The organism is Alkalibacterium gilvum, assembly GCF_900109085.1.
GTDB classification, from domain to species: domain Bacteria; phylum Bacillota; class Bacilli; order Lactobacillales; family Carnobacteriaceae_A; genus Alkalibacterium; species Alkalibacterium gilvum.
This window is the reverse complement of sequence record NZ_FNYW01000002.1, coordinates 147652-168881: the sequence shown is the minus strand read 5'-3', so window position 1 is coordinate 168881 and position 21230 is coordinate 147652. Positions and strand designations below refer to the sequence as shown.

General features: G+C 38.1%; 18 protein-coding genes. 5 read left to right on the top strand and 13 right to left on the bottom strand.

Annotated features, from left to right (window positions below; all coding sequences use genetic code 11):
- Window positions 1-29 precede the first annotated feature (29 nt).
- Window positions 30-944, bottom strand: coding sequence for a nuclease-related domain-containing protein (locus BMX83_RS01775; protein WP_091632462.1), 915 nt, complete (start codon window positions 942-944; stop codon window positions 30-32).
- Between the two features lie 870 nt (window positions 945-1814).
- On the bottom strand, window positions 1815-2723 hold the full coding sequence (locus tag BMX83_RS01770) for a diacylglycerol/lipid kinase family protein (RefSeq protein WP_091632459.1): 909 nt from the start codon (window positions 2721-2723) through the stop codon (window positions 1815-1817).
- Between the two features lie 220 nt (window positions 2724-2943).
- Here BMX83_RS01770 and BMX83_RS01765 point away from each other — a divergent pair, with 220 nt between their 5' ends.
- Window positions 2944-3402 carry a flavodoxin gene (locus BMX83_RS01765; RefSeq protein ID WP_091632456.1) on the top strand — a complete coding sequence of 153 codons (459 nt, stop codon included), beginning with the start codon at window positions 2944-2946 and terminating at the stop codon, window positions 3400-3402.
- A 61-nt stretch (window positions 3403-3463) separates the two neighbouring features.
- Here the strand turns inward: BMX83_RS01765 and BMX83_RS01760 are convergent, their stop codons facing one another.
- Window positions 3464-4012, bottom strand: a complete 549-nt coding sequence (locus BMX83_RS01760) for a TetR/AcrR family transcriptional regulator (protein WP_143059467.1) — start codon at window positions 4010-4012, stop codon at window positions 3464-3466.
- Between the two features lie 311 nt (window positions 4013-4323).
- Here BMX83_RS01760 and BMX83_RS01755 point away from each other — a divergent pair, with 311 nt between their 5' ends.
- Together BMX83_RS01755 and BMX83_RS01750 are read left to right on the top strand one after the other, a co-directional pair.
- A complete protein-coding gene (locus BMX83_RS01755) occupies window positions 4324-5562 on the top strand; it encodes an aminopeptidase (RefSeq protein ID WP_091632451.1) in 1239 nt (412 codons plus the stop codon).
- Between the two features lie 326 nt (window positions 5563-5888).
- Window positions 5889-6239, top strand: coding sequence for an ASCH domain-containing protein (locus tag BMX83_RS01750; protein WP_091632449.1), 351 nt, complete (start codon window positions 5889-5891; stop codon window positions 6237-6239).
- 32 nt (window positions 6240-6271) lie between these two features.
- On the opposite strand, the gene BMX83_RS01745 is transcribed toward BMX83_RS01750, so the two are convergent.
- Entirely contained in the window at window positions 6272-7216 is a 945-nt protein-coding gene (locus BMX83_RS01745; protein ID WP_091632446.1) for a LacI family DNA-binding transcriptional regulator, read from the bottom strand.
- Window positions 7217-7449: 233 nt separating this feature from the next.
- On the opposite strand from BMX83_RS01745, the gene BMX83_RS01740 reads away from it, so the two are divergent.
- Together BMX83_RS01740 and BMX83_RS01735 are read left to right on the top strand one after the other, a co-directional pair.
- A complete protein-coding gene (locus tag BMX83_RS01740) occupies window positions 7450-8250 on the top strand; it encodes an endonuclease/exonuclease/phosphatase family protein (protein WP_177170454.1) in 801 nt (266 codons plus the stop codon).
- An 86-nt stretch (window positions 8251-8336) separates the two neighbouring features.
- Window positions 8337-9647 carry a glucoamylase family protein gene (locus tag BMX83_RS01735; protein ID WP_091632441.1) on the top strand — a complete coding sequence of 437 codons (1311 nt, stop codon included), beginning with the start codon at window positions 8337-8339 and terminating at the stop codon, window positions 9645-9647.
- A gap of 56 nt (window positions 9648-9703) precedes the next feature.
- Here BMX83_RS01735 and BMX83_RS01730 read toward each other — a convergent pair whose 3' ends face one another.
- The 9 genes from BMX83_RS01730 to BMX83_RS01695 all read right to left on the bottom strand — a co-directional run bounded on the left by BMX83_RS01730 (window position 9704) and on the right by BMX83_RS01695 (window position 21225).
- Window positions 9704-11326: a glycoside hydrolase family 13 protein gene (locus BMX83_RS01730; protein ID WP_091632438.1), complete on the bottom strand. Its 1623-nt coding sequence runs from the start codon at window positions 11324-11326 to the stop codon at window positions 9704-9706.
- 110 nt (window positions 11327-11436) lie between these two features.
- A complete protein-coding gene (locus tag BMX83_RS10960) occupies window positions 11437-12264 on the bottom strand; it encodes a sulfatase family protein (protein WP_218141904.1) in 828 nt (275 codons plus the stop codon).
- Between the two features lie 62 nt (window positions 12265-12326).
- Window positions 12327-12899, bottom strand: coding sequence for a sulfatase-like hydrolase/transferase (locus BMX83_RS10955; protein ID WP_218141903.1), 573 nt, complete (start codon window positions 12897-12899; stop codon window positions 12327-12329).
- Window positions 12900-12944: 45 nt separating this feature from the next.
- The gene (locus BMX83_RS01720; RefSeq protein ID WP_091632435.1) at window positions 12945-14165 is read right to left on the bottom strand and encodes a glucoamylase family protein; all 1221 of its coding nucleotides are present in this window, start codon (window positions 14163-14165) and stop codon (window positions 12945-12947) included.
- Window positions 14166-14185: 20 nt separating this feature from the next.
- Complete coding sequence (locus tag BMX83_RS01715) at window positions 14186-15160, bottom strand: carbohydrate ABC transporter permease (protein ID WP_091632433.1); 975 nt, start codon at window positions 15158-15160, stop codon at window positions 14186-14188.
- A 16-nt stretch (window positions 15161-15176) separates the two neighbouring features.
- On the bottom strand, window positions 15177-16034 hold the full coding sequence (locus BMX83_RS01710) for a carbohydrate ABC transporter permease (RefSeq protein ID WP_091632430.1): 858 nt from the start codon (window positions 16032-16034) through the stop codon (window positions 15177-15179).
- Entirely contained in the window at window positions 16035-18326 is a 2292-nt protein-coding gene (locus BMX83_RS01705) for a DUF5696 domain-containing protein (protein ID WP_091632428.1), read from the bottom strand.
- Window positions 18319-20337, bottom strand: a complete 2019-nt coding sequence (locus tag BMX83_RS01700) for a YIP1 family protein (RefSeq protein WP_091632424.1) — start codon at window positions 20335-20337, stop codon at window positions 18319-18321. The genes BMX83_RS01705 and BMX83_RS01700 overlap by 8 nt, the downstream gene beginning before the upstream one ends.
- Window positions 20338-20352: 15 nt before the next feature.
- Window positions 20353-21225: a carbohydrate ABC transporter permease gene (locus BMX83_RS01695; RefSeq protein WP_091632421.1), complete on the bottom strand. Its 873-nt coding sequence runs from the start codon at window positions 21223-21225 to the stop codon at window positions 20353-20355.
- Window positions 21226-21230: the final 5 nt, after the last annotated feature.

Sequence of the window (21230 nt, the reverse complement as noted above, 5' to 3'; positions counted from 1 at the left end):
TTCGATACAAAATCGAAGGCTCAGACCCTTTACAAATAATATGTAGCGCTAGTTTTCCCTTCTTTTTCGAACGCCTTAATTAATATCCGCCTAATTTTTCTAGAATTAATTTCCCCTCCGCACCACTGGCATATCTTCCTCGTCGTTACTTTTTCATCTGGAAATAGCAATTTAAAATCCATTATATGCCCAATGATCAACTCGTAAGTCGCCACGCTATGAGAACAGTCCCTGCATTTGGCTCGTCCTCTTGTTATTTCTAATGATGCACTACTACATTTAGGACAAAATAAACCTTGTTTCAAATTATTCAAGTCATAGTCAGGCAGGTATTTTTGATAAGGAACCTCTGTTTTATGTTCACGCACTATTTTTTCAGCTGCCAATCGTTGTTTCTTTGTCAAAGAAATATTGTGCTGATTGAGTTCGTTCAAATGCTTTTCTATCTGATTCGGTAGGAGGAACGGGTCGGTCGGCTTAGCTAGATACAAGGAAAACGTGGGATGAACAAATACGATAAATGATTTCACCGTTAGGCCTGATCCAAATTCCTTGATCACATCCTTCATTAATGTTTTAGAGCGGCTTATTTGAGTGACAGGGCTGACGATTTCTTGACCTGACAGAGTTAGCAGTTGACCCGCAGAAAACTGATAATTTCCTTTATAATTTTTCACCTCGTAAATATGCAGCGCATCCGTTGTCATGACAAGGCTGTCAATTTGAAAGCTGTTGCCTCCGCTAATAAGCAGCAAATCGTTCATTACCAAGCAATCATTCGTCAGATGCTTTTTGACAATTTCGTCAAAAAGCGCCTCTCCCGCGTAACCTTTTTCAAGATTCAATAGATAATTCTTATCTGAACTCGATAAATGCATTCGTTTATCCAGAGCTTGCAGTCCCAAAAGCAGTTTAGACTTAGTTCTCTCTTTTAATAACTTCATTTCAACACCTCCACTATAGATATTTACGAAAGAATTAAAAACTCACGAAACTATTTCGTTTTTTAATGTATTTCTTATAAATGAAGAGCATATCTGTCACAAATAAAGATGAAGTCATTCGGACGTATTGTGTGGTGGTGTTAGGGACATTATATTGCGTTCGGACACTCTAAAATATATTTAGTCATATATTGGTCGAACTCCCCAGACTTCGACACTTCCTAACGATAATTAATGCACTAGTGGCCGAACTTCACCCGACTTCGGACACTCTAAGATATATTTAATCATACAATGGCCGAAGTTCCTCAGTTTCGACGTTTCCAGACAAGAAACAATACGCCAGTGTCCGAACTTCACTCGACTTCGGACACTCTGAGATATATTTAGTCATGCAATGGCCGAACTCCCACAGCTTTGACACTTCCTAACGATAATTAACGCACCAGTGGCCGAACCACCTAAAATAAAGCACAAAAAATATCAATGCGGTCCATACGCGCTCTAGCGCGTATGTTCCTCCATTAAAGCTTTACTGTCGAAACTGTCTAGCTAGACAGTTTCATCCTTCTTAAGCATTACAAAAAGAAGCCTTCGACAGAAAAATCGAGGGCTTCTTTCTTTATTATAAAAACCGTCCGCTTAGTAGAAAAGTGGGTTCTCTTTATCAAAATTGTCGTGTTCGTTGACTAGTGATCGTATTTAGTCTCCTCGCCTATTTTTTATAGGGATGAAAGGGTTCAATTGAGGAGTGACTGTGATTACCTGTGAACAGTGAATTTTAATAAGCGGACAGTTTATCTGATAGGGGAGCTTTTTTAGGAATCAAGGTGAATTATTACCCTAATTCTTACTTCAAGTATACACACTTTAGTCATTTTTGTCAGGTACAAAGACTTCCATGTAGTGTTTAAATACTTCTAATTTTATTGGTAAATAATCGCCTTCGTCTCCATCAACGTTTGTGACAACTGTTTTATATTTTTCCTCATTTGTTAAGGAAATTTCTGCTGTTTTAAATTTACGGTAAAACACATCGTCATCTTCTGACACTTTTCCAGAGAATATCTTAGGAATCAAGTTAAACTTCTCGGCAATGTTTTCTCCTTTTACAGCCAGTAAATGTAAAAAGCCATCATCTTCACTCGCATCTGGAATCATTGTTGGAATCCCCGCAACAGAATTAGTCAGCGCGATAATGACTAGGAATGAGTCAACTTCTGTTATTTCCTCTTCAACATTGAACTTAAATGGGTACACTTCTTTTTCAGAAAGTGCCTTGAACCCTTCCAGCAGATAAGCAAAGGGACCTAATTTCGTTTTTTCTTCAACAGGTACGGAATGCACAGCTTCGGGAATAGAGCCAATCGCTACAATATCAACAAAAAACGTATCATTAATCTTCCCAATATCAATCGCTTTTTTCCGACGAGTCGTTAAACCCTTAACTGCCTTATCAGGATTCATTGGGATACCTAAAACGCGTCCCAAATCATTCACTGTCCCTAGCGGAATGAAGCCAAAGGGTGGACGATTTTCTTCAGTCGCAATCCCATTCACACACTCATTGACAGTCCCGTCACCACCTAGCGCATAAATAGCATCCACTTGTTGCTGCGTTGCTTCACGGGTGAATCGCGTCGCATCCCCCTCTTTTTCTGTCCATTTCAATTCCACTTCATCATATATTTTCTCAAGCTCTGTTTGAACTTTAGGGCCATATATTTTCCCCTCAGCACGGCCGCTTGACGGATTAACAATCACAACTGCTTTAGTCATAAACCTAATCTCCTTTATGTACTCAATTTTAAATGCATTTTATAACGTCATTCTTCTTATCAATTATACCTGTTCCGCAGACTTTATCATAATTAAAGGTCTGAATCTGTCATGTCTTTCTGTCTTTTATTGAATTGCATCCGTTTAAATGGTATTCTTCTTTTGATGAGATGAATACGAACCTATAAATGAGATTTTTCAGAAAGAAGGATATAAAACGATGCCGAGTGTAATGATTGTCTACGCAAGCTTGACGGGAAATACAGAAGAATGTGCGGAAATTTTGGAACAAGCTTTCATCGAACTTGGTGCTGATGTCGAGGTTGTAGAAAGTATTGTTGCTGATCCAGAAGACTATACTGAGTACGATATCAACATAGTTGGTACATACACCTACGGGACAGACGCAGACTTGCCTGATGAAATTGTTGATTTTTATGAAGAATTAGAAGACGTCGATTTGAGTGGCAAAATTTATGGAAACTTTGGTTCAGGTGATACGTTTTACGAGAAATACTGTAAATCAGTTGACGATTTTGATGAACAATTTGAAAAAACTGGCGCAACTTTTGGCGCTGAAAATGTCAAAGTTAACTTGAATCCTGAAGAAGAAGATGCAGAAAATCTTAAAGCCTTTGCCAAAAAATTGATAGCTGCCTATGAAAACAAAACAGCTTAAAGCAACCTAAAAAAAAAGACTTCTCTAAATGAAAATCATTTGGATAAGTCTTTCTAATTAACTAAATTTTGCCTACCTTCTTGTCTTTCCAAACCGTTTTTCCATAATATATTATAGAATTGGCAATATTATCTATCTCCTCTTCATGATAGTCCAATTGCCCCTGAGCGGATAATACAGCAGCACCATGTACCGCTGGCCATATAATTTCCATGAATTCTTTTCGATCAGTGTAATCTTCAAATTCCGACATGTTTTCCAAAACGTCGTATATGGAATTCAACACGTAGGCATTTAAATCATCAGCGGGATGTCCTTTTCCCATAAAGATTGCACAGAAAAGCGTGCCTTCTTTTTTTGCAAAGCGCATGTAATTGGCACAGACAACTACCAAACCCCTATCGCCAGTAGTCACTTTAAATACTTCTTCCTGCACCATCGTTTTAATATAAAGAAGCAAATGCTCTCTCAAATCATCCATATTTTTAAAGTCTTTATATATGGGTTGAGTAGATGCATTCAACGATTCAGCAATGCGACGGGCAGTAAAATCCTCAAACCCATCATGTTTAACAAGATCTAAAGCGGCATCTAGAATATGTTTCTTCATAATCCTCTTTTTCCTTGACACATCCCTCACTCCTAACACGTATAATCATCTACTATGTAAATCATTCCACTTACTTCTCCATTATTATACCATTATGGTTATTTACAGGAAAGTATTCTTGTGAAAAGTTAATAAACTTAATTAATATGATCGATACAACTGGACTATCTTTGTAAATATTAAACAATTTTGTTTATATCATCCGATTACTTATCTGAGTACATTAAAATTTGATGAAAGTTTTAGATTGTGACAAACTGTCATCTATGCTAATATTATTAGAGTAATAAAAATATATAGGAGGAATTTAAATGACATTACCACATTTCCAAGAAAATTTAAAAAAATATGCGGATTTACTCGTTTCAACTGGTGTAAATGTTTCTGATGGGCATACCGTTGTCTTGAGCGTTGACGTAGATCAAGCAGAACTTGCTCGCTTTATTACCGAGGCAGCTTACCAGCGTGGAGCTAAAGAAGTCATCGTCAAATGGACAGATGATCAAATCACGCGTTCAACTTTCAAGCATGCTCCTCTAGACGTTGTTTCAACCGTTGAACAGTACAAAGTAGATGAATCTCTGGATCACATCGAAAAAGGAGCAAGCCGTATTAGCGTGCGCTCATCTGATCCTGATTCTCTAAAAGGACTCGACAATAAAAAGATTGCGGCTGCTCGAAAAGCAAGAGGAAAAGCTTTCTCTGCTATGCGTAAAGCAACCCAATCAAACAAAGTCAGCTGGGTTGTTGCGGCAGCTGCTGGTGAAAAATGGGCAGAAAAAGTATTCCCTGATCTAGAAACGAAAGAAGAACGTGTGGATGCTTTATGGGACAGAATCTTCAAATCAATTCACTTATATGACGAAGACCCTGTCGCAACTTGGACAAACAAAGATAAAACATTGGAATCCAAAGCTGACGAATTAAATAAAGAACAATTTGTTTCCTTACACTACACTGCGCCAGGAACAGATTTAACCGTTGGACTACCTAAAAACCACCGCTGGGAAGGTGCTGGTAGTTTGAACTCACGCGGCGAACGCTTTATGGCTAACATGCCTACAGAAGAAGTGTTCAGCGCACCTGACGCAAATCGCGTAGACGGTGTGGTTGTTTCCACAAAACCATTAAGCTATGCTGGTAACATTATCGAAGGCATGACATTCCACTTCAAAGATGGAAAAGTTGTGGACGTTTCCGCTGATAAAGGCGAAGATGTCATTAAAGAATTAATTAAAGCTGACGAAGGTGCGGCTCGACTTGGCGAAGTCGCTCTCGTTCCTGACGCATCACCAATTTCACAATCTGGTTTAACATTCTTCAATACCCTATTTGATGAGAATGCATCCAACCACTTAGCACTAGGCTCCGCTTACGCTTTCAACCTAGAAGGCGGAACTGAAATGTCTGAAGAAGAACTCAAAGCAGCCGGCTTAAACCGCTCTGACGTTCACGTAGACTTCATGATCGGATCAGACCAAATGGATATCGACGGCATCCGCGAAGACGGCACACGTGTCCCAGTCTTCCGCAAAGGCGCCTGGGCATAAGAAAAGTTATTTAAGTTCGACTGACACTCGCGAAAAATAGGAAGCAAAGCCTGAATGAGCATCCCGCGCAATGGCTTGGGTTATCTTTTTTCGTGAACGTGTCAAACTTAAATAACTAGACAATAAGGTAGTGAATCTCCTCATTGTCGATTCATACTGCGGTTCTACGTCATAAATGACTAGAACCTCACCAAAAAGTTATGTAAGTTCGATTGACACTCACGAAAAATAGGAAGCAAAGCCTGAATGAGCATTATTGAAATAGGAACTATACTGAAAAACCTCCTGTCTTTTCAGGAGGTTTTTTCAAGAAAGGAACAATCCCTATGCATTATTTTATGGGGCTTTACGATAAGCCTTTCAAATTAGTGGAAGCAGGCGAAAAAACGGTGGAAGTCCGCCTGAATGATTTGAAACGACAGAAGTTGAAAATAGGCGACTTTATCACCTTCAATAAATTAACTAATCCTTTTGAAGCTGTTACGGTACGCATAACAAAGTTGTCTCACTTCCCTACCTTTAAGGAGATGTTTCAAGCTTTTCCTGCAGACGCACTCGGTTCTAAAGATGCAACACTTGAGGAAATGCTTGAACGTACGCATGTGATTTATCCTCCAGAAAAAGAACAAGAATGGGGTACGCTAGCCATTTCGATCGAACTAAGTGAAGAATATTAAACAGAAAAAGCTGCCATTCGTGGCAGCTTTTTTTAATTCGTCCCATAATATGTAGCAATTAATTCATCTTCTGTCTCTTTTTCTTTAATCAGATCATTTAAAACAGTAACAGCTTTAGCTCCCCACTCATATTTTGAATAGTATACACTCTTTATAGGCGGATTTAAATACTGCATGACTTTATTTTTGTCAAATCCGCTTATTATCAGCTGATTAATGATATCTATATCATTTTCATACATGTAATTATAAATTCCAAGAGCCATTTCATCATTTAGTGCAAAGACCCCATATTTTTTCCATGATTCTATTTCTATTTTTGATCCAGCTTCGTAGCCAGAGGTCTCATCAAAATTTCCTACTATAATTTCATATGGGATTTTCTCACTTTCTGCTACTTCAACAGCGGCTTTAGTTCTTTCTATACTGTCGTAGTTTTTTTGCGGTCCTGAGATAATATAAATCTTATCAACATCTTTTTTTATTAAATCTTTCACAGCTGCTTGAGATCCTGTTCTATTATCAAGCAACACCGTCTTTACGTTATCATGCTCGAGCTTTCGATCTAATACCACTATTGGATACTTCAAATCAGCATATTTTAATAATTCCTCATCTGTATAGGTCATATCTATAACCAGAATCCCATCGATCAATCGCTGGGGTAAAAATAAGTGCGCTCTCTTCCCAGAACAAACGATTAGATCAAATCCTAATTCATTAGCTTTTGTATTCATCCCTTCAAGAAGTTCTGAATAGAATGTACCTTGATAAGAAGACAAATAAACAGCTATAATATCTGTCTTTTGTTTTCTCAGATTCTGACCTGCCATATTGGGGATATAATTCATTTCTTGAGCAATGGTCTGTATCCTTTTTCTTGTCGCTTCACTTACCCTTGGACTATTATTTAACGCGTAAGAGACTGTTGATATAGATACCTCAGCTTTTTTTGCAATATCACGTATACCGACCATTCATTGCCCCTCCATTCTTTTTGGCTTATACAACTAATATACCATAATCTTTATCTTTATTGTATTAATTTCACAATTCTTTTACAAATAAAACGCTTGCAATAGAAACGTTTCGCATGTATGATAAAGACGTTATTACTAGTTTTTAACTGATTTTCTTTAAACAAAAATTATCAATCTATAATTAATGGTTTACCATTTTAAAATGACATCAAAACATAAGGAGCATTGAATTGGAAAAATACATATATAAAATTGCTACATATAATATCAGAACAGACACTCACGCTGACGGCGCTGAAGGCAGCAGATTCCGCTGGTCTCATAGATTTTCTTATATAAAAAAGCAGATTGAAATAAATGATTGGGATATACTAGGGATACAAGAAACAAGACAAAACCAGTTAGATGATTTCAAGTCTTTATCTGGTTGTGAAGTGGTCGGTTCAAAGCGTTCTGAATCACGTGATGCCGAATACAATCCTATTATCTTTAAATCTGATAAGTTTGATCTTATTGAAACCGAAACGTCATGGCTCTCACCTTCTGGTTCTAAAAATAGTCAAGCTGTTGAATGGAAAGCGGCTTATCCACGCATATTCACGACAGCCGTTCTAAAAGAAATCAAAACAGGGCAAACACTAACGTTTATAAATACACATTTTGACCATGTCAGTGAAACTGCACGCTATCATTCTGCCCAACTCATTGCAAAAAAATTGCCTAGATTAAAGGATAGAGGACCTGTTTTTCTGATGGGTGATTTTAACGGTGGATGCTCAGAGCGCTGGTATAAAGTAATCACCAATGATTTCTTGGATTGCGAAACCCTTGCGCCTCATAAAGTCGGTCCGGATGTCTCATGCACTATGAGCACTTTAGATTCTGATCCCAGCTGGAGTGACATGAGTAAAATCGACTATATTTTTTACGATCGGGATGTCGAAGTTTTAAAGACTGAAACCTTAACGGATAAGTTTCATGGTTCTTATCCTTCCGATCATTTTCCGCTTTCAGTAAAGTGTTTATTGTAATAAAACTGCCACCTATTATTGTCTTTAAATCGGAATTACCGGTGAAAATTAAAATTTTAAGTGATCAAAACGTTAGGAGTGACTTTATGAAAAAAGTGTTTATCTTGTTTTTTGCTGTCTTTTTAATTGGATGCGAATCCTCAGAAAAAAAGCATGAAGAAGAACTTAATACTGTGGCTAAAGATACCTATGCCTTCTTTGAAGAATTTACTGATCAAAAAACGGGTCTTACATCAGACAGAGTGGATGTAAGAGACCATATTGATAAAGCCGGCCACACTTCTCCCACGAATATTGCGATGTATATACTAAGTACTGTTTCTGCAGTAGATTTAGATGTCATCTCACGTGAAGAAGGACAGGAAAAGATAGCAGCAACTCTTGATACATTACAGGAAATGGATACGTGGAACGGTCTCTATTATAATTGGTACTACATAAATTCAGGAGAAATCATGTCGGATTGGGGTCAGTTCATTTCCATGGTTGATAATGGATGGCTGACTGCAAGCCTCATAATTGCAGGAGAATATTTTGACGGTCTAAATGCGCAAAGCAGTGATTTAGTTGATAAGATGAATTACCGTTCTTTGTATGATGAAGATCACGATTTGTTTCGTGGGGGATACGATGTCGCTGAACAAAAAATGACCGATCATCATTACGGTACTTTTTATTCTGAAACGCGCATGACGAGCTACTTGGCTATCGGAAAAGGAGATGTACCTGAAAAACACTGGTGGGCAATGAATCGTACACAGTTACCGTCAGATACTTGGCAGTCTCAAATTCCTGAAGGTGAAAAAGTGACTTATGATGGAACAGAGCTCTATCAGGGTCATTATGAGTATGAAGACATTACCTTTGTTCCCAGCTGGGGAGGTAGTATGTTTGAAGGTCTCATGCCGGCACTTATATTAGATGAAATACAATTAGCAGAAAAAGGATTAGGTTTGAATAATGCAAGACATGTTGAGGCCCAAATCAAGTATGCAGAAATTAACGACTTGAATGCCTGGGGTCTTTCCCCGGCAGCAACGCTAAATGGTTATTCAGAATTTGGTGTTCCAGAAATGGGGATTTCGGGCTATGAGAGTCAGTCAACAGTGACCCCGCATGCAAGCTTCCTTGCTTTAGATTATGACAGTGACGCTGTTATGTCTAATTTAAAAAAGTTAAGAGAATATGATATATACGGTGAGTATGGCTACTATGACTCCGTCAACTTGAAAACAGAAACGGTTGCGCAGTCATACTTGGCGTTGGACCAGGGAATGATTATGCTTGCCATTGCTAACTACTTAAATGATGGTGTGATCAGAGAGTCTTTCCACAATACAGAGATCGGAAGTAACCCCGAACATTTACTGAAAAAAGAAGATTTTCTGATAAATTAAATGAAAATGAAATCAGCTGCACACTTGTTTTACACTAGTGTGCAGCCATTTTTATTCTATTGATTTTTTATGACAAGTGTTTCATATGGTTCCAATTTAAATTTGGAATAATTAGATGGTTCTTTTCCAGTCGAGGACATGATCATTTCAAAACCATTGTTCATTTCATCAAGTGTAACATCACATTGTTCTTCGCTGAAATTGGCAATCACTATCCAAATTTCATTATCATATTGACGCTCATAAACAAAAAGCTGGGGGTGCTTTTCAAATAAGAGCTTGAATGTACCTTGTGTTATGATCGGATTGTTTTTCCTTAGTTCTATAAGCTTCTGATACGTATAAAACACGGAATCTTTTCGTTCTAAATTATTCTCTACATTTATTTCCTTATAATTCGGATTTACTTTCAACCAGGGTTCGCCTTCTGTAAAGCCTGCATGTTTATCATCGTTCCACTGCATTGGCGTGCGTGCATTATCTCTTCCCTTGGCGTTTATCGAACGTATGATTTCTTCATGAGAATAACCCTGATCTAACCGTTCATAATAGAGATTGATCGATTCGATGTCTTCCGCTTCTTTGATGTCTGAAATCGGCTGATTCGTCATCCCTATTTCTTCACCTTGATAGATATAGGGTGTTCCTTTCATTAGATGAAGGAGTATGGCGAACATCTTGGCACTTCTTTCTCTGTATTCTTCATCATTTCCCCACCGTGAAACGATCCGCGGAGTATCGTGATTATTCCAGAATAAACTGTTCCAAGTATCATCGGGTAACTCTGTCTGCCATTTTTTGAATACCTGCTTTAGTTTCAGGAAATCCAGATCTAATAAGTCCCATTTTGATGTCCCCGGTTTTTCATCCAAGGTTAAATGTTCGAATTGAAAGACCATTGATAACTCATTACGTTCAGGAGAAGCAAACAAGGGAGCTTTTTCCGGAGTGACTCCCCACGTTTCACCAACAGTCATGACATCATAATTCCCAAAGGATCGCTGATTCATTTCCTGAAGATAGTCGTGTAATTTGGGGCCATTGCCTGTTATCAACTTGTCTGGTTCTTTGCCTATTAAGTCAATAACGTCCATACGAAAACCACCGATACCTTTTTCCAGCCAGAAATTCATCATATCATATATTTCCTGTCTGACAGCAGGGTTCTCCCAGTTCAGATCGGGTTGCTTTTTACTATATAAATGAAGAAAATACTGTTGTGAGTCTTCATCCAATTCCCAGGCAGAACCACTGAACATGGAAACGAGATCGTTTGGCTCACTGCCGTTCACAGGGTCTCTCCAGATATAGTAATCTCTATATTTATTCTCTTTGCCTTTTAAAGCTTCTTTAAACCATTTATGTTCATCAGATGTATGGTTGACGACTAGATCCATTACAATATGGATATTACGTTTTTTAGCTTCTTCTATCAATTGATCCATATCTTCCATTGTTCCAAACTCAGGGTTGATCGCTTGATAATTACTGATGTCATACCCGTTATCATCATTTGGAGATTCATAAACTGGGCTTAACCATATGCCTGTGACCCCCAGTTCTTTTAAATAATCAAGTCGACTGATGATCCCTTGTATGTCTCCTATCCCATCTCCGTTAGAATCCTGAAAGCTTCTAGGGTAAATCTGATACATTACTGCATTTTTCCACCAAGTCATTTCATTACTCCTTAAAATGTAAGTTTAGTCTCTGAACAATAGTTTCCCAGAATAATCAGAGCTCTGAGTATTCCGGGAAAGTAGACTGTCAGTCCTATGTTCGGTCAGATCTATTTGAATTCGTGAGGGTGTCTTTCTCTGAGTTTCTCTGCTGCTTCCGTTCTGCCAGTCGGAATCAGCCGTTCATTGATGTACATTTCTAGATGACCATTCGCATGATACGGTCCTCCCTCTTTCAAAACTGTCCACATAGGATCATGGGGGACGTTCATTTTACTCAACATTTCATCGTGCCATGTCGCTAATGTCTCAATGGCTTCTTTCACTACTTCCGGATGTTCATCTGAGAGGTCAGTGGTCTCATGCGGATCAGCCTTCAAATCATAAAGTTGATGCTTATCGAATAAATGATACCCGTCATGATAGGTGCGTATATATAGCCAGTTATCAAATCGCACGCTTCGCTGACATACATGGGCATTTTGACTGATTACTAAATAATCTCTGCCGTTATCTTTTCCTTCAGTTAAAGTGGAAGCATAAGATTGTCCATCCCAATCGTCACTTTTTCTTGCATCAAGCAGATCGCAAAGTGTAGTCAGGATATCCAGGCTATAGTGTAATTCGTTGTCTACATGTCCTTCTTTTGACCCAGGCATTTTTATGATCATCGGAACATTACAAGTGTATTTGTCTGCAGTACCATGTTCAGCATAAATACCCAGTTCACCTAAGTTCTCACCGTGGTCTCCTGTGATAATGATCATGACGTCATCTTCTATGCCTTGTCTTTCCAGTTCTTCCATAAGCATCCCCAAATGATCATCCATGTAGCGTATTCCCGTATCATAACCGTCGATCAGCATCCGCATGTCATTCATATCTTTTATTTCAGCGGGATGTCTCGGGAATCCGGGGATCAGTCTATTCCAGAACATGTCGACTTCCCTTGCCGAATGAGGGCCGACTAATTTTCGATCTTCTTTTATTTTTTCTTCGGTCAACCATGAAGCAAAGGATCATTTTCAAAAGGCTCCCCGTAACTTTCTGACGTACGATAAGGGGTGTGCGGGTCCCAGTAGTTGACGTATAAGACCCAGTCATCCTGTCCTTCTTTTTGCTTCAATTTTTCTATAGCCAGTGGCGTGATATCTGAAGCGATCTCGTCCCCTAGTTTTCCAACATTGATGACTTGGTTCCATCCAGCATTAAAATGCCAGGCTGAATGACGTTCAGGGAAAGTACTGATCAATGTTGTGTCCATATCTTTTTGTCTAAATATTCCTGCGAAGCTGAATCGATCTAAATTATCTTTAAAATCAAGATCCTGTTCTGATACTCTTAATTTTGATGCTTCTCCACCATGGTTGATCAATCCTGTTCTTATACCCATTTTTCCTGTTGTCAAGGCTGTTCTTGAAGGCAGGCAAGGTGCATCTGACGTATAATAATTTGTAAAGCGGACACTTTTCTCAGCTATTTTATCAATAACAGGGGAAGTGTTCCTCTTATAGCCATAACACCCTAGATGATCCGGTCGCAGTGAATCGACATCAATAAAAAGTAATTTCACTTAGAATACTCTCCTTTAATATTTTCTTCTTATATGGTCAATGGTTTACTTAGATGTTTTTACCCAGTTCAATTTTTCTGTTGCGTTTTTGACGTACTTGTTCTGCATATAAAGCTTCCAAATCAGACCGCTCTGATAGTTCGCGGCCATCAGTAATGTCGCGCCTTTATCGATACCTATAACTCTTTTAGCTACCCATAAATCATTATCTTCCGCATTGAATGAGTCCAGGAATCCATATTCGCTCCATAATTCCGGAATATTATTATAAAAGTTTTCAAGTACATTCAGAGAATCATCTGGTGTAAATACGATAGAGCCTAAAGCAGCCGTGGGAGCAATGGTTCCATAGTCATTTTTTAACGGTTTATTGTCTATATCGTAAGCCGGAGCGCCATGTGCATGATAACCATTTGGCCCATCACACGCAGTAAATCCCCATGTGTTTTCACCGTAAGAAGGATAGTTGTCCTGATGGTCGATCGCATATTGTTTTTGTGCTCGTGATGCTGATACCGAATTATCAAACCAGTTGATGCCATCTTCATCCACGACGTTTTCAAAGTCATACCATGCATGAGAATATTGATGAACGAATAATGGATTATGTCTTGTGGCATAAAATTCAAAATCTTTATACGTTCTTAGTTCACGATCAAAACCTTTGTAAATTTTCGCCGGGACGGCATGTGTCGGTGAAGCGACACCTAAAATATACTGCATTAGTTGTTCTGCATACATATCCCATTGACCAAAGCCGCCTTTTTCTTCAGTATAGCCCATGTAATAAAGATTACGCTCTTCATCGTAATACTTTGTCCAGTCGATACGATGATATATTTTGTCCATATATTCATACACTTCGCCACCGAAATATTCAGCGACAGTGATGGCCCCATTTACCAGCAAAGCCGTATCAATGATCGATGCACAGTCATAAAATGCTTCGAACTTTTCAGCTGTTTCTAAATTAAGAAAATGATAATAGAAACCATTCAGATGTTCTGCATTGTGCCAAAAAGTTTTAAGTGTTCCTAATGCTCTCTTATGTCCTTCATCTTTAGTTATCCAGCCTTTATCCACACCTACCACGATGGCACTTAAACCAAAGCCGACAGAGGCAATACTAGCTCTGTGTTCGTCTTTTTCTCCGTTCCCGTCACGTACTAGACCATAACCTGGACTATTTTCGTCCGTATTCGCTTCTTTCCAGAAAAAGTCGAAGCTGCCTTTCATTTCCAGTTCCAGTATTTCTTCTTTGTTCATTTTGTCAATACTCTCCTTTTTTATTCACCGGTTATTCCGGATCTATCTATACTTTCAACAAACCATTTTTGCGAAATGAAGTAAATGATCAGCAGTGGAATGATCGATAACAACGTAGCTGCTAATTCGATTGCTTCATTTACTCCTGCTATTCCGTCGCCACCGCTGCCTGGGAACATATTATTGTAAGCAGCAACGAAACGCTGTAATTCTAAAGGCAAGGTGCTCAATGTTCCACCAAAGTATATTGAAGCCAAGTATGTTTCGTTCCAATACCAGACTAATGAGAACAAGAAGCTGATTATAAATGCTGATAGTCCCATAGGTATGCCTATTTTGGTAAAGATTTTAAACTCCCCTGCTCCATCTAATCGGGCTGCTTCGATCAGTGACACGGGTATGGCACGATAGGTCTGATAAAATATCAAGATGAATATCGCACTGTTTATCCCCTGCCCCAAACCTGCAGGAATCGCATAAGCCGCTATACTTCCAAGCAGACCTAAATTATTAAATAGAATATATCTTGGTATTACTGTGATTTGCGGCGGGATAACAAAGGTACTAATAACTAATACGAGTAGTATTCTTTTACCTTTGAAATCATATCTCGCAAAACCATATCCTACAACAGCTGCTACCATCATTTGTAAAACTGAGGGTACTACTGCTACAAATATTGTTTCAAGCAAAGTAGGTATATAATCTAAAACTTCATAGGCGCGTGTAATGTTCTCAGTATAAAAATGCGTCGGAATCCAATTGACTGAAGAGTTCAGCAAGTCACTTAGATCTTTGAAAGAATAAGATATCATGTAAATGACTGGATATAAAAAGACAAATCCTACGCTGATAAGTAGAGCATAAAATATGACTTTCATTATCAAACCCCTATCTGAGTTTGTTCCGAGCAGCCTTTTTTTAACTTTGACCCATTTTGACGGTTGTTTTTTCTGCTTACGCTTCGTAGGCGGCTGGCTCTCTAATGTTTTCATAGTCAATCCCTCTCTCTTATTTATACTTGCGATTGAAAAGTCCGATAATGCCTGTGAATGTTATTAAGACCAGAACGATCAGAATAAAATATATCCAGGACAATGAAGAAGCATAGCCAAAACCAGTTTCTAATTGGAACATATTGGATTGAATATGACCAACGATCGTGCTTAATGAAGAAACTGAATACATCACCGTCGTATAGACTATATTTACCATGATCATTGGAAATAAAGATGGGAGAGTGATTTTCCAAAAGCTTTCCCATGACGATGCTCCATCGATAGACGCAGCTTCATAAATCTTTTTGTCTACTTTCTGCAGGGCTGAATTGAATATAAGTATTTGTACTCCTGAGAACCATAAAAGTATAATAAGATTATCGATAATGTAAACAAAGGAGCTGGCAAGAATATTGTCCATGCCGGCAATCATTTCATAAAGGGCATTAGTTTCCACCATGTTCAAAGTCGCTATATCGAGACCTATAAGCTTGTCCAGAACAGGTCCGCTACTGATAATCACAGGCAGGAAGAAGATGGTTCTAAACACACCCTTGAATCTAATGTTTTGATTGAGTAATAAGGCGATCAATAAAGATATGATCACTATCAACGGAACAGAAATAAGTATTTCTCTAACGTATTCTATCAGACGATTGATGAATTCTATATCACTCGTCATGGCACTTTGGTAATTTTCAATGCCGACGCTTTCTGTCTGGATCCCTTCAGTTGTAATCGTGACATCAAAAAAGCTGAGGTAAAACGAGTATAAAATCGGATAAATCGTTAAAGTAACAAAGCCGATCAGCCAGGGAAGTATAAATAAATAGCCTTTATTTTCTGGATTTTTCATTATTTTCTTTATCATCTAGACTCCCCCTTTGGTTATAGTAAATGACTTTCCGTCTACAGTACCATGGGCTGTTTCAGCTGCTTCTTCTTGGTAGTTGACTTGTATAACTGTATCGTTAGAGTAGGTCACTTTGATCAAACCCTCTTCTACTATTTCGCGGTTTACGATCGTTGCCTTTTCCGTTGCTTCGGCCACTTTTTTAATTTCTTTGTATTGATTCAAAACCGAAGCTTCCCAATTTTCGAATTCAGATGTATAGAGATTATTTGATTCTGTTTCAATTAATTTATAAGGATCTTCTGTTGTCAAATAGAAAGATGGATACGCTCCGTACTCTACCATTTTCAGTAAATGTTCATTTTGATTAGGCACAAAGTTGGAAAATGGCGCGTAATAATCAACATATCCCTTTAGAACGATTTGAATGAAGGGCACATTATCGGTCATGTAAATGTAATTTGAATTATCCATTGGTATATCAAGATAACTATCCATTAATTGCCAAAGGTAACTGTTCGGTTCATATAATGCCAGATCATCTGCTGTATTTTTCTTCATATCTTCAATCAGTTCAATCGTTTCAAGCATATTTTCATCTCGACTATGCCTGTTTCCCTTATTATACGATGAAAATAAAGCTTGAGGAGTGTTTTTTAATGCTAGATTCGTCATGCCATATTTTTCGTATTCATCCTTATCTTTCTCTAAAAGGTCATGTGCCCCTTGTGGAAGCAAATAAGAATAAGGAGTTCCTTCTTCTTGATTAAACATCAGAGTATTAGCGTTGATTTGTTCGATAAATTCATTATTTTCAATTTTTGTTGGTCGATGGTAGGCTCGTGTATAATCTGTCTGAAAATGAAGATCGAATCCGAGCTGACCCAGCTGGTCTTTGACTTCAATGACTTCATCTTTTTTCCCTAAATGGCTGTCTATTGGAAACTTACTAGGTAGAGATCCTGTAGCCCCACCATCATACCAGCCTCTATAAACAAGCATCGCTTCACTTAAACCTTTTTCTTTCAAAGATTGCACGTGGTCATAAACATCCATTATCGGCGTCATTGTGATGTAGCTGTCCCAAAAAAGTCCTTCTTCTTTTTCTCCGCCTAAAAATTCAAGACGAACGGGAGGTGTTTCTTTTTTATCTTCCTTCAGTATATTATGCTCCAGAAGGTATTTCTGGTACATTTTCGCCATTCCTACATAACTCGCTGAATCTTCTTTTAATAACTCAAAGTGTAATTTTATATCAAATTGATTCCGTTTATCTTGTATACTGTCGATTGCTTGTGCCCCACTTCGACTTGTAGGCTGTCTATATTCTGATCGAAAAATGTATTCTGTTGTCAGCCAGTTGAACTCAGTAGATAGTCCAGCTTTTTGGGCGACGATTTCGCTGTAAGGCGCCCCTGATTCAACGATCGTAAACAGGCCATTTTGATTCACTCCATGTACATATCCATAAACCGGTAAAGATAAATTATGAGCAGCTTCTTCATCTGTTAAAGCTTTACTCTTAACGATCCCTGAATCTTCTCCATAAAATCTTGCACGATAAGGATAATCCATACGTGCCGTATCATCGTCGAAACGAAGAAGCGCTCCTGAACCATCTGGAATAAATTGATAACCACTTATTTCCTGTTGTTTGGTCGCTCCCAAGAATGGATAGAGTGATAGATTTTTTAATCTCGCTTCGTCTGTTTCTTTAATCGATTCTTCAGGAATAACCACGCTGAAACTTGAATTTTCAATCTCGACTTTCAGGGTCACTTGGATAGACGAAGGAAATGTGATGACTGCACTGAAACCTTTATCAGTTTTAGTTACGTCTACTTGTGTTTTTTCATCTAAAATGTACTCTGTCTGTTCTTTATTGTTTCCGTTGACACTTGTTATCGATACGGCAGATCGAGCAAATGACTGCCATGTGTCATTAAGATTCTCTTCTTCAATGTTGTCTATTGTGGAACTCCAAATATAATTTGTTTCCTTGTTTAACACTTTGAATGCTAGTGTATCATTTTCTAAATATAAAGCAGTTGCCTCATTCTCAGCTATTAATTCAAAATTATCCAGTGAAGGATTGGGACTTTCAACTTCAGACATGTCATAAGGGGTCTCCAGTGTCCCTTCTTCCGTAATTTTATCAAGGTTTTCAGTCTGTTCGTCTGTATTTGTTTGAATCGTTTCCGTCTCTTTTGTTGAGGCGTCTTCTTTTACATTCTCATTTGCATAAGCAGCCAAGGTCACTGAACTGAGCATCCCTACACAAACAAACAGCATCGTTAATTTTTTATACACGTGTCAACACCTCCAACACTAACTCATAGACGAAATCATACAGATTAACAAATAAAATATACATAATATATAAAACAACGACTGTGATCACAGCTGCAAATAAAGTCAGAAGTATATTCTGAACGATTTTCCAGCCTTCAAAATCATGCATTTCCTTGATGACCATCACAAGGTGCACCAATGTATATACAATCATGATTTGAATCGGGAAGTTGAATAAAAATGCTTCATTCAAGGTCAAGGCATTAGATAACAGTATGACTGGTATCATACCTACGAGAAGCGGTGCAAAAGAATAAGCCACACCCATATAAATGTCTTTGAATGACCCTTCCCCTTCAGTTATGGTCGAAACCATATAGTTCATACTGATAAGCAAAGCAAAACTAAGTATAAACAAGAGGACTAACATGAAAATGTTATAACTTTCAAGCAACTTGTAATTAAATATAAAACCAGTAAAGTAATTAAATAATATAAATTCGATTACTAATATACCGTATATAATACTCGCTGCTGTGACCGAAGATTTACCTAAATTCTGAATCTCATATAAAGTATCTAAAGGATGCCTGAACATCCGGAAAACATACCCAAGCTCTCTCAGCAGTTTTCTTTTACTGGTTCTTTCTTTAAACATCTGATAAAGTGTTTTGCCTGTTTTACGTTTCACCAAGTAATTGACCACTTTAAATAAGATAAACAGAACTATGATTATAAATAGAGTCATTCCTAAGTTCTTCTGAAACCAGTCATTCCTTATTTCCCAAAAAGTGTCTGAATATGCCGGTATGTCTTTGGCTGTTTCAAATGAATTTAAAGCCTGAGAATATTTTTCTCGTTGAAAATAAGATTCTCCAAGAGCATATCGCGCCATTTTGAAAGAAGGGTTCATATTGATGACGTTTTTCCAGTATTCTTCACTCTCAGTATACTTTCCGTCTTCATAAAGAATCAGTCCCTTATGTATTTCATCAGCGAATTCAGTAGTTTTCAGTTTATGGATCAATTTTGCTTCCGAGTCCACTACATACAGCGTTCCTTGTTCGTCAATACCAATAGCTGAAGGACTATTATAGACCCCTAATCTCTGTGATCCAGAATCCCTTTTACCAAACTTAAATAAGATGGATCCCTGGTCAGAGTATTCAATGACTTCGCCTTCACTGGTCAATACGTAAAAATTATCATAAAGACCTGAAGCAATATCGATAGCATTTTCGGGTTGTTCTGTCCCCTCATCGAGCATGTTAGCTCCGGCAACATTCAGCTTTTTGATATTGTTCGTTTCAGCTGTTGTCGTGACGGTATATACGATCCCTTTATCATTGATATCGATATTACTCGTTGCTGGAGGGACATTTCGAAAAACTTTCGACTGTTGTATTTCTGATAAAAGGTTGTCGCGTATCACCTGCAGAAAATTCGTAGGTGCTTCGTTTGCGCCATAGTATCCTAAAAAATCTCCAACTGCATTCATTTGTATAATTCCTGCAGTTGCTCCTTCACCGATCACATACATGTTACCTCTTACATCTACAGATATTTTTCTGGGCGTAAAGGGGGACGTTTCACCGAAGATCGGTTCATCCGGTCTACCGAATTCGGCAAGGATTTTTCCATCAGGAGCAAATTTCACGATACGAGAAGAAAGACCATCTGCGACATATATATTATTATCTTTATCGAGATCTATTCCTGTAGGTCCAGATAAAATGTCTTCACCAAAACTGTCGATCAACTCACCTTGTTTATTCATTATCATTACTTTTTTCTCTTGAGAATCAACAAGGTAAAGTTTATCTTCCTTTATGACGATATCCTCAGGAGCTTTCATTTGATTACTAAACAATATATCATACGCTTCATATGCTGTCTGCGTTTCTACCAATTCTCCACTTGGTGCTTTTGAATAGGTCTTATACGCAGCAGCATCAACCGGGAGTGGTAAAGAAACAAGCATGATGAATAGTAATAGTAAAAATCCGGTTAACTTACTTATTCTTCTCATGTTTACCCTCCTGTACTATTTAATACCTGAATGAGCCATTGTGTCCATTACTTGTTTTTGCAAGAATATAAAGATCACTAAGTTTGGAATGAACATGATCAATGACGCTGCCGCACTTACGCCCTGCCCTGCGACCGCGTTACCTTTTGTGGCCAGCGTGCTCATGTAAAAGGCAAAGGTTCTTAAACTCTCATTATTTATAAATACATCTGATATCTCGACGTTGTTCCAGGTAGCCTGGAATGCCAATATAGCCACTGTCGCAATAGCAGGTTTGATCATGGGAAGGATGACTCTTATATATATCTGAAAATCATTCGCCCCATCCATTATGGCAGCTTCAAGCATTTCATCAGGTATCTGATCAATAAACTGTTTGATCAGGAATAATCCCACTGGCATCGCTAAAGCCGGTAATATATGCACCCAGAATGTATTGATGAGACCCAGTTGTTCTATAACGAAATACCTTGGTATCGCTACGGCTGTGGCTACGAACATCAATGCAATCGTATTGATTTCCGTCAGTGCTTTTTTCATTCGAAATTGCTTTTTAGATAAAACATAGCCTGCCATCGTTGCGACAATGATCGTTAAAACAACAACGACTAAACTTACAACGATACTGTTAAATAAATAACGGGACATTGGTGTAGCCCCCAGACTTGTACTTTCAAACAAATTCCTGAAGTTCTGCCACGTTGGTTTTTCGACAAAAAATCTAGGAGGGAAAGCAAAGAGTTCATCGATCGGCTTGAACGCATGATTGAATATATAGACGATCGGCAATCCCATAAATATGGCTAATGGGATCAGAACAGCATAGAATTTTAATTGACTTTTATGAAACGTTTTCGGATTTATCTGACGTCCTTTGAATGCTGACATAATAC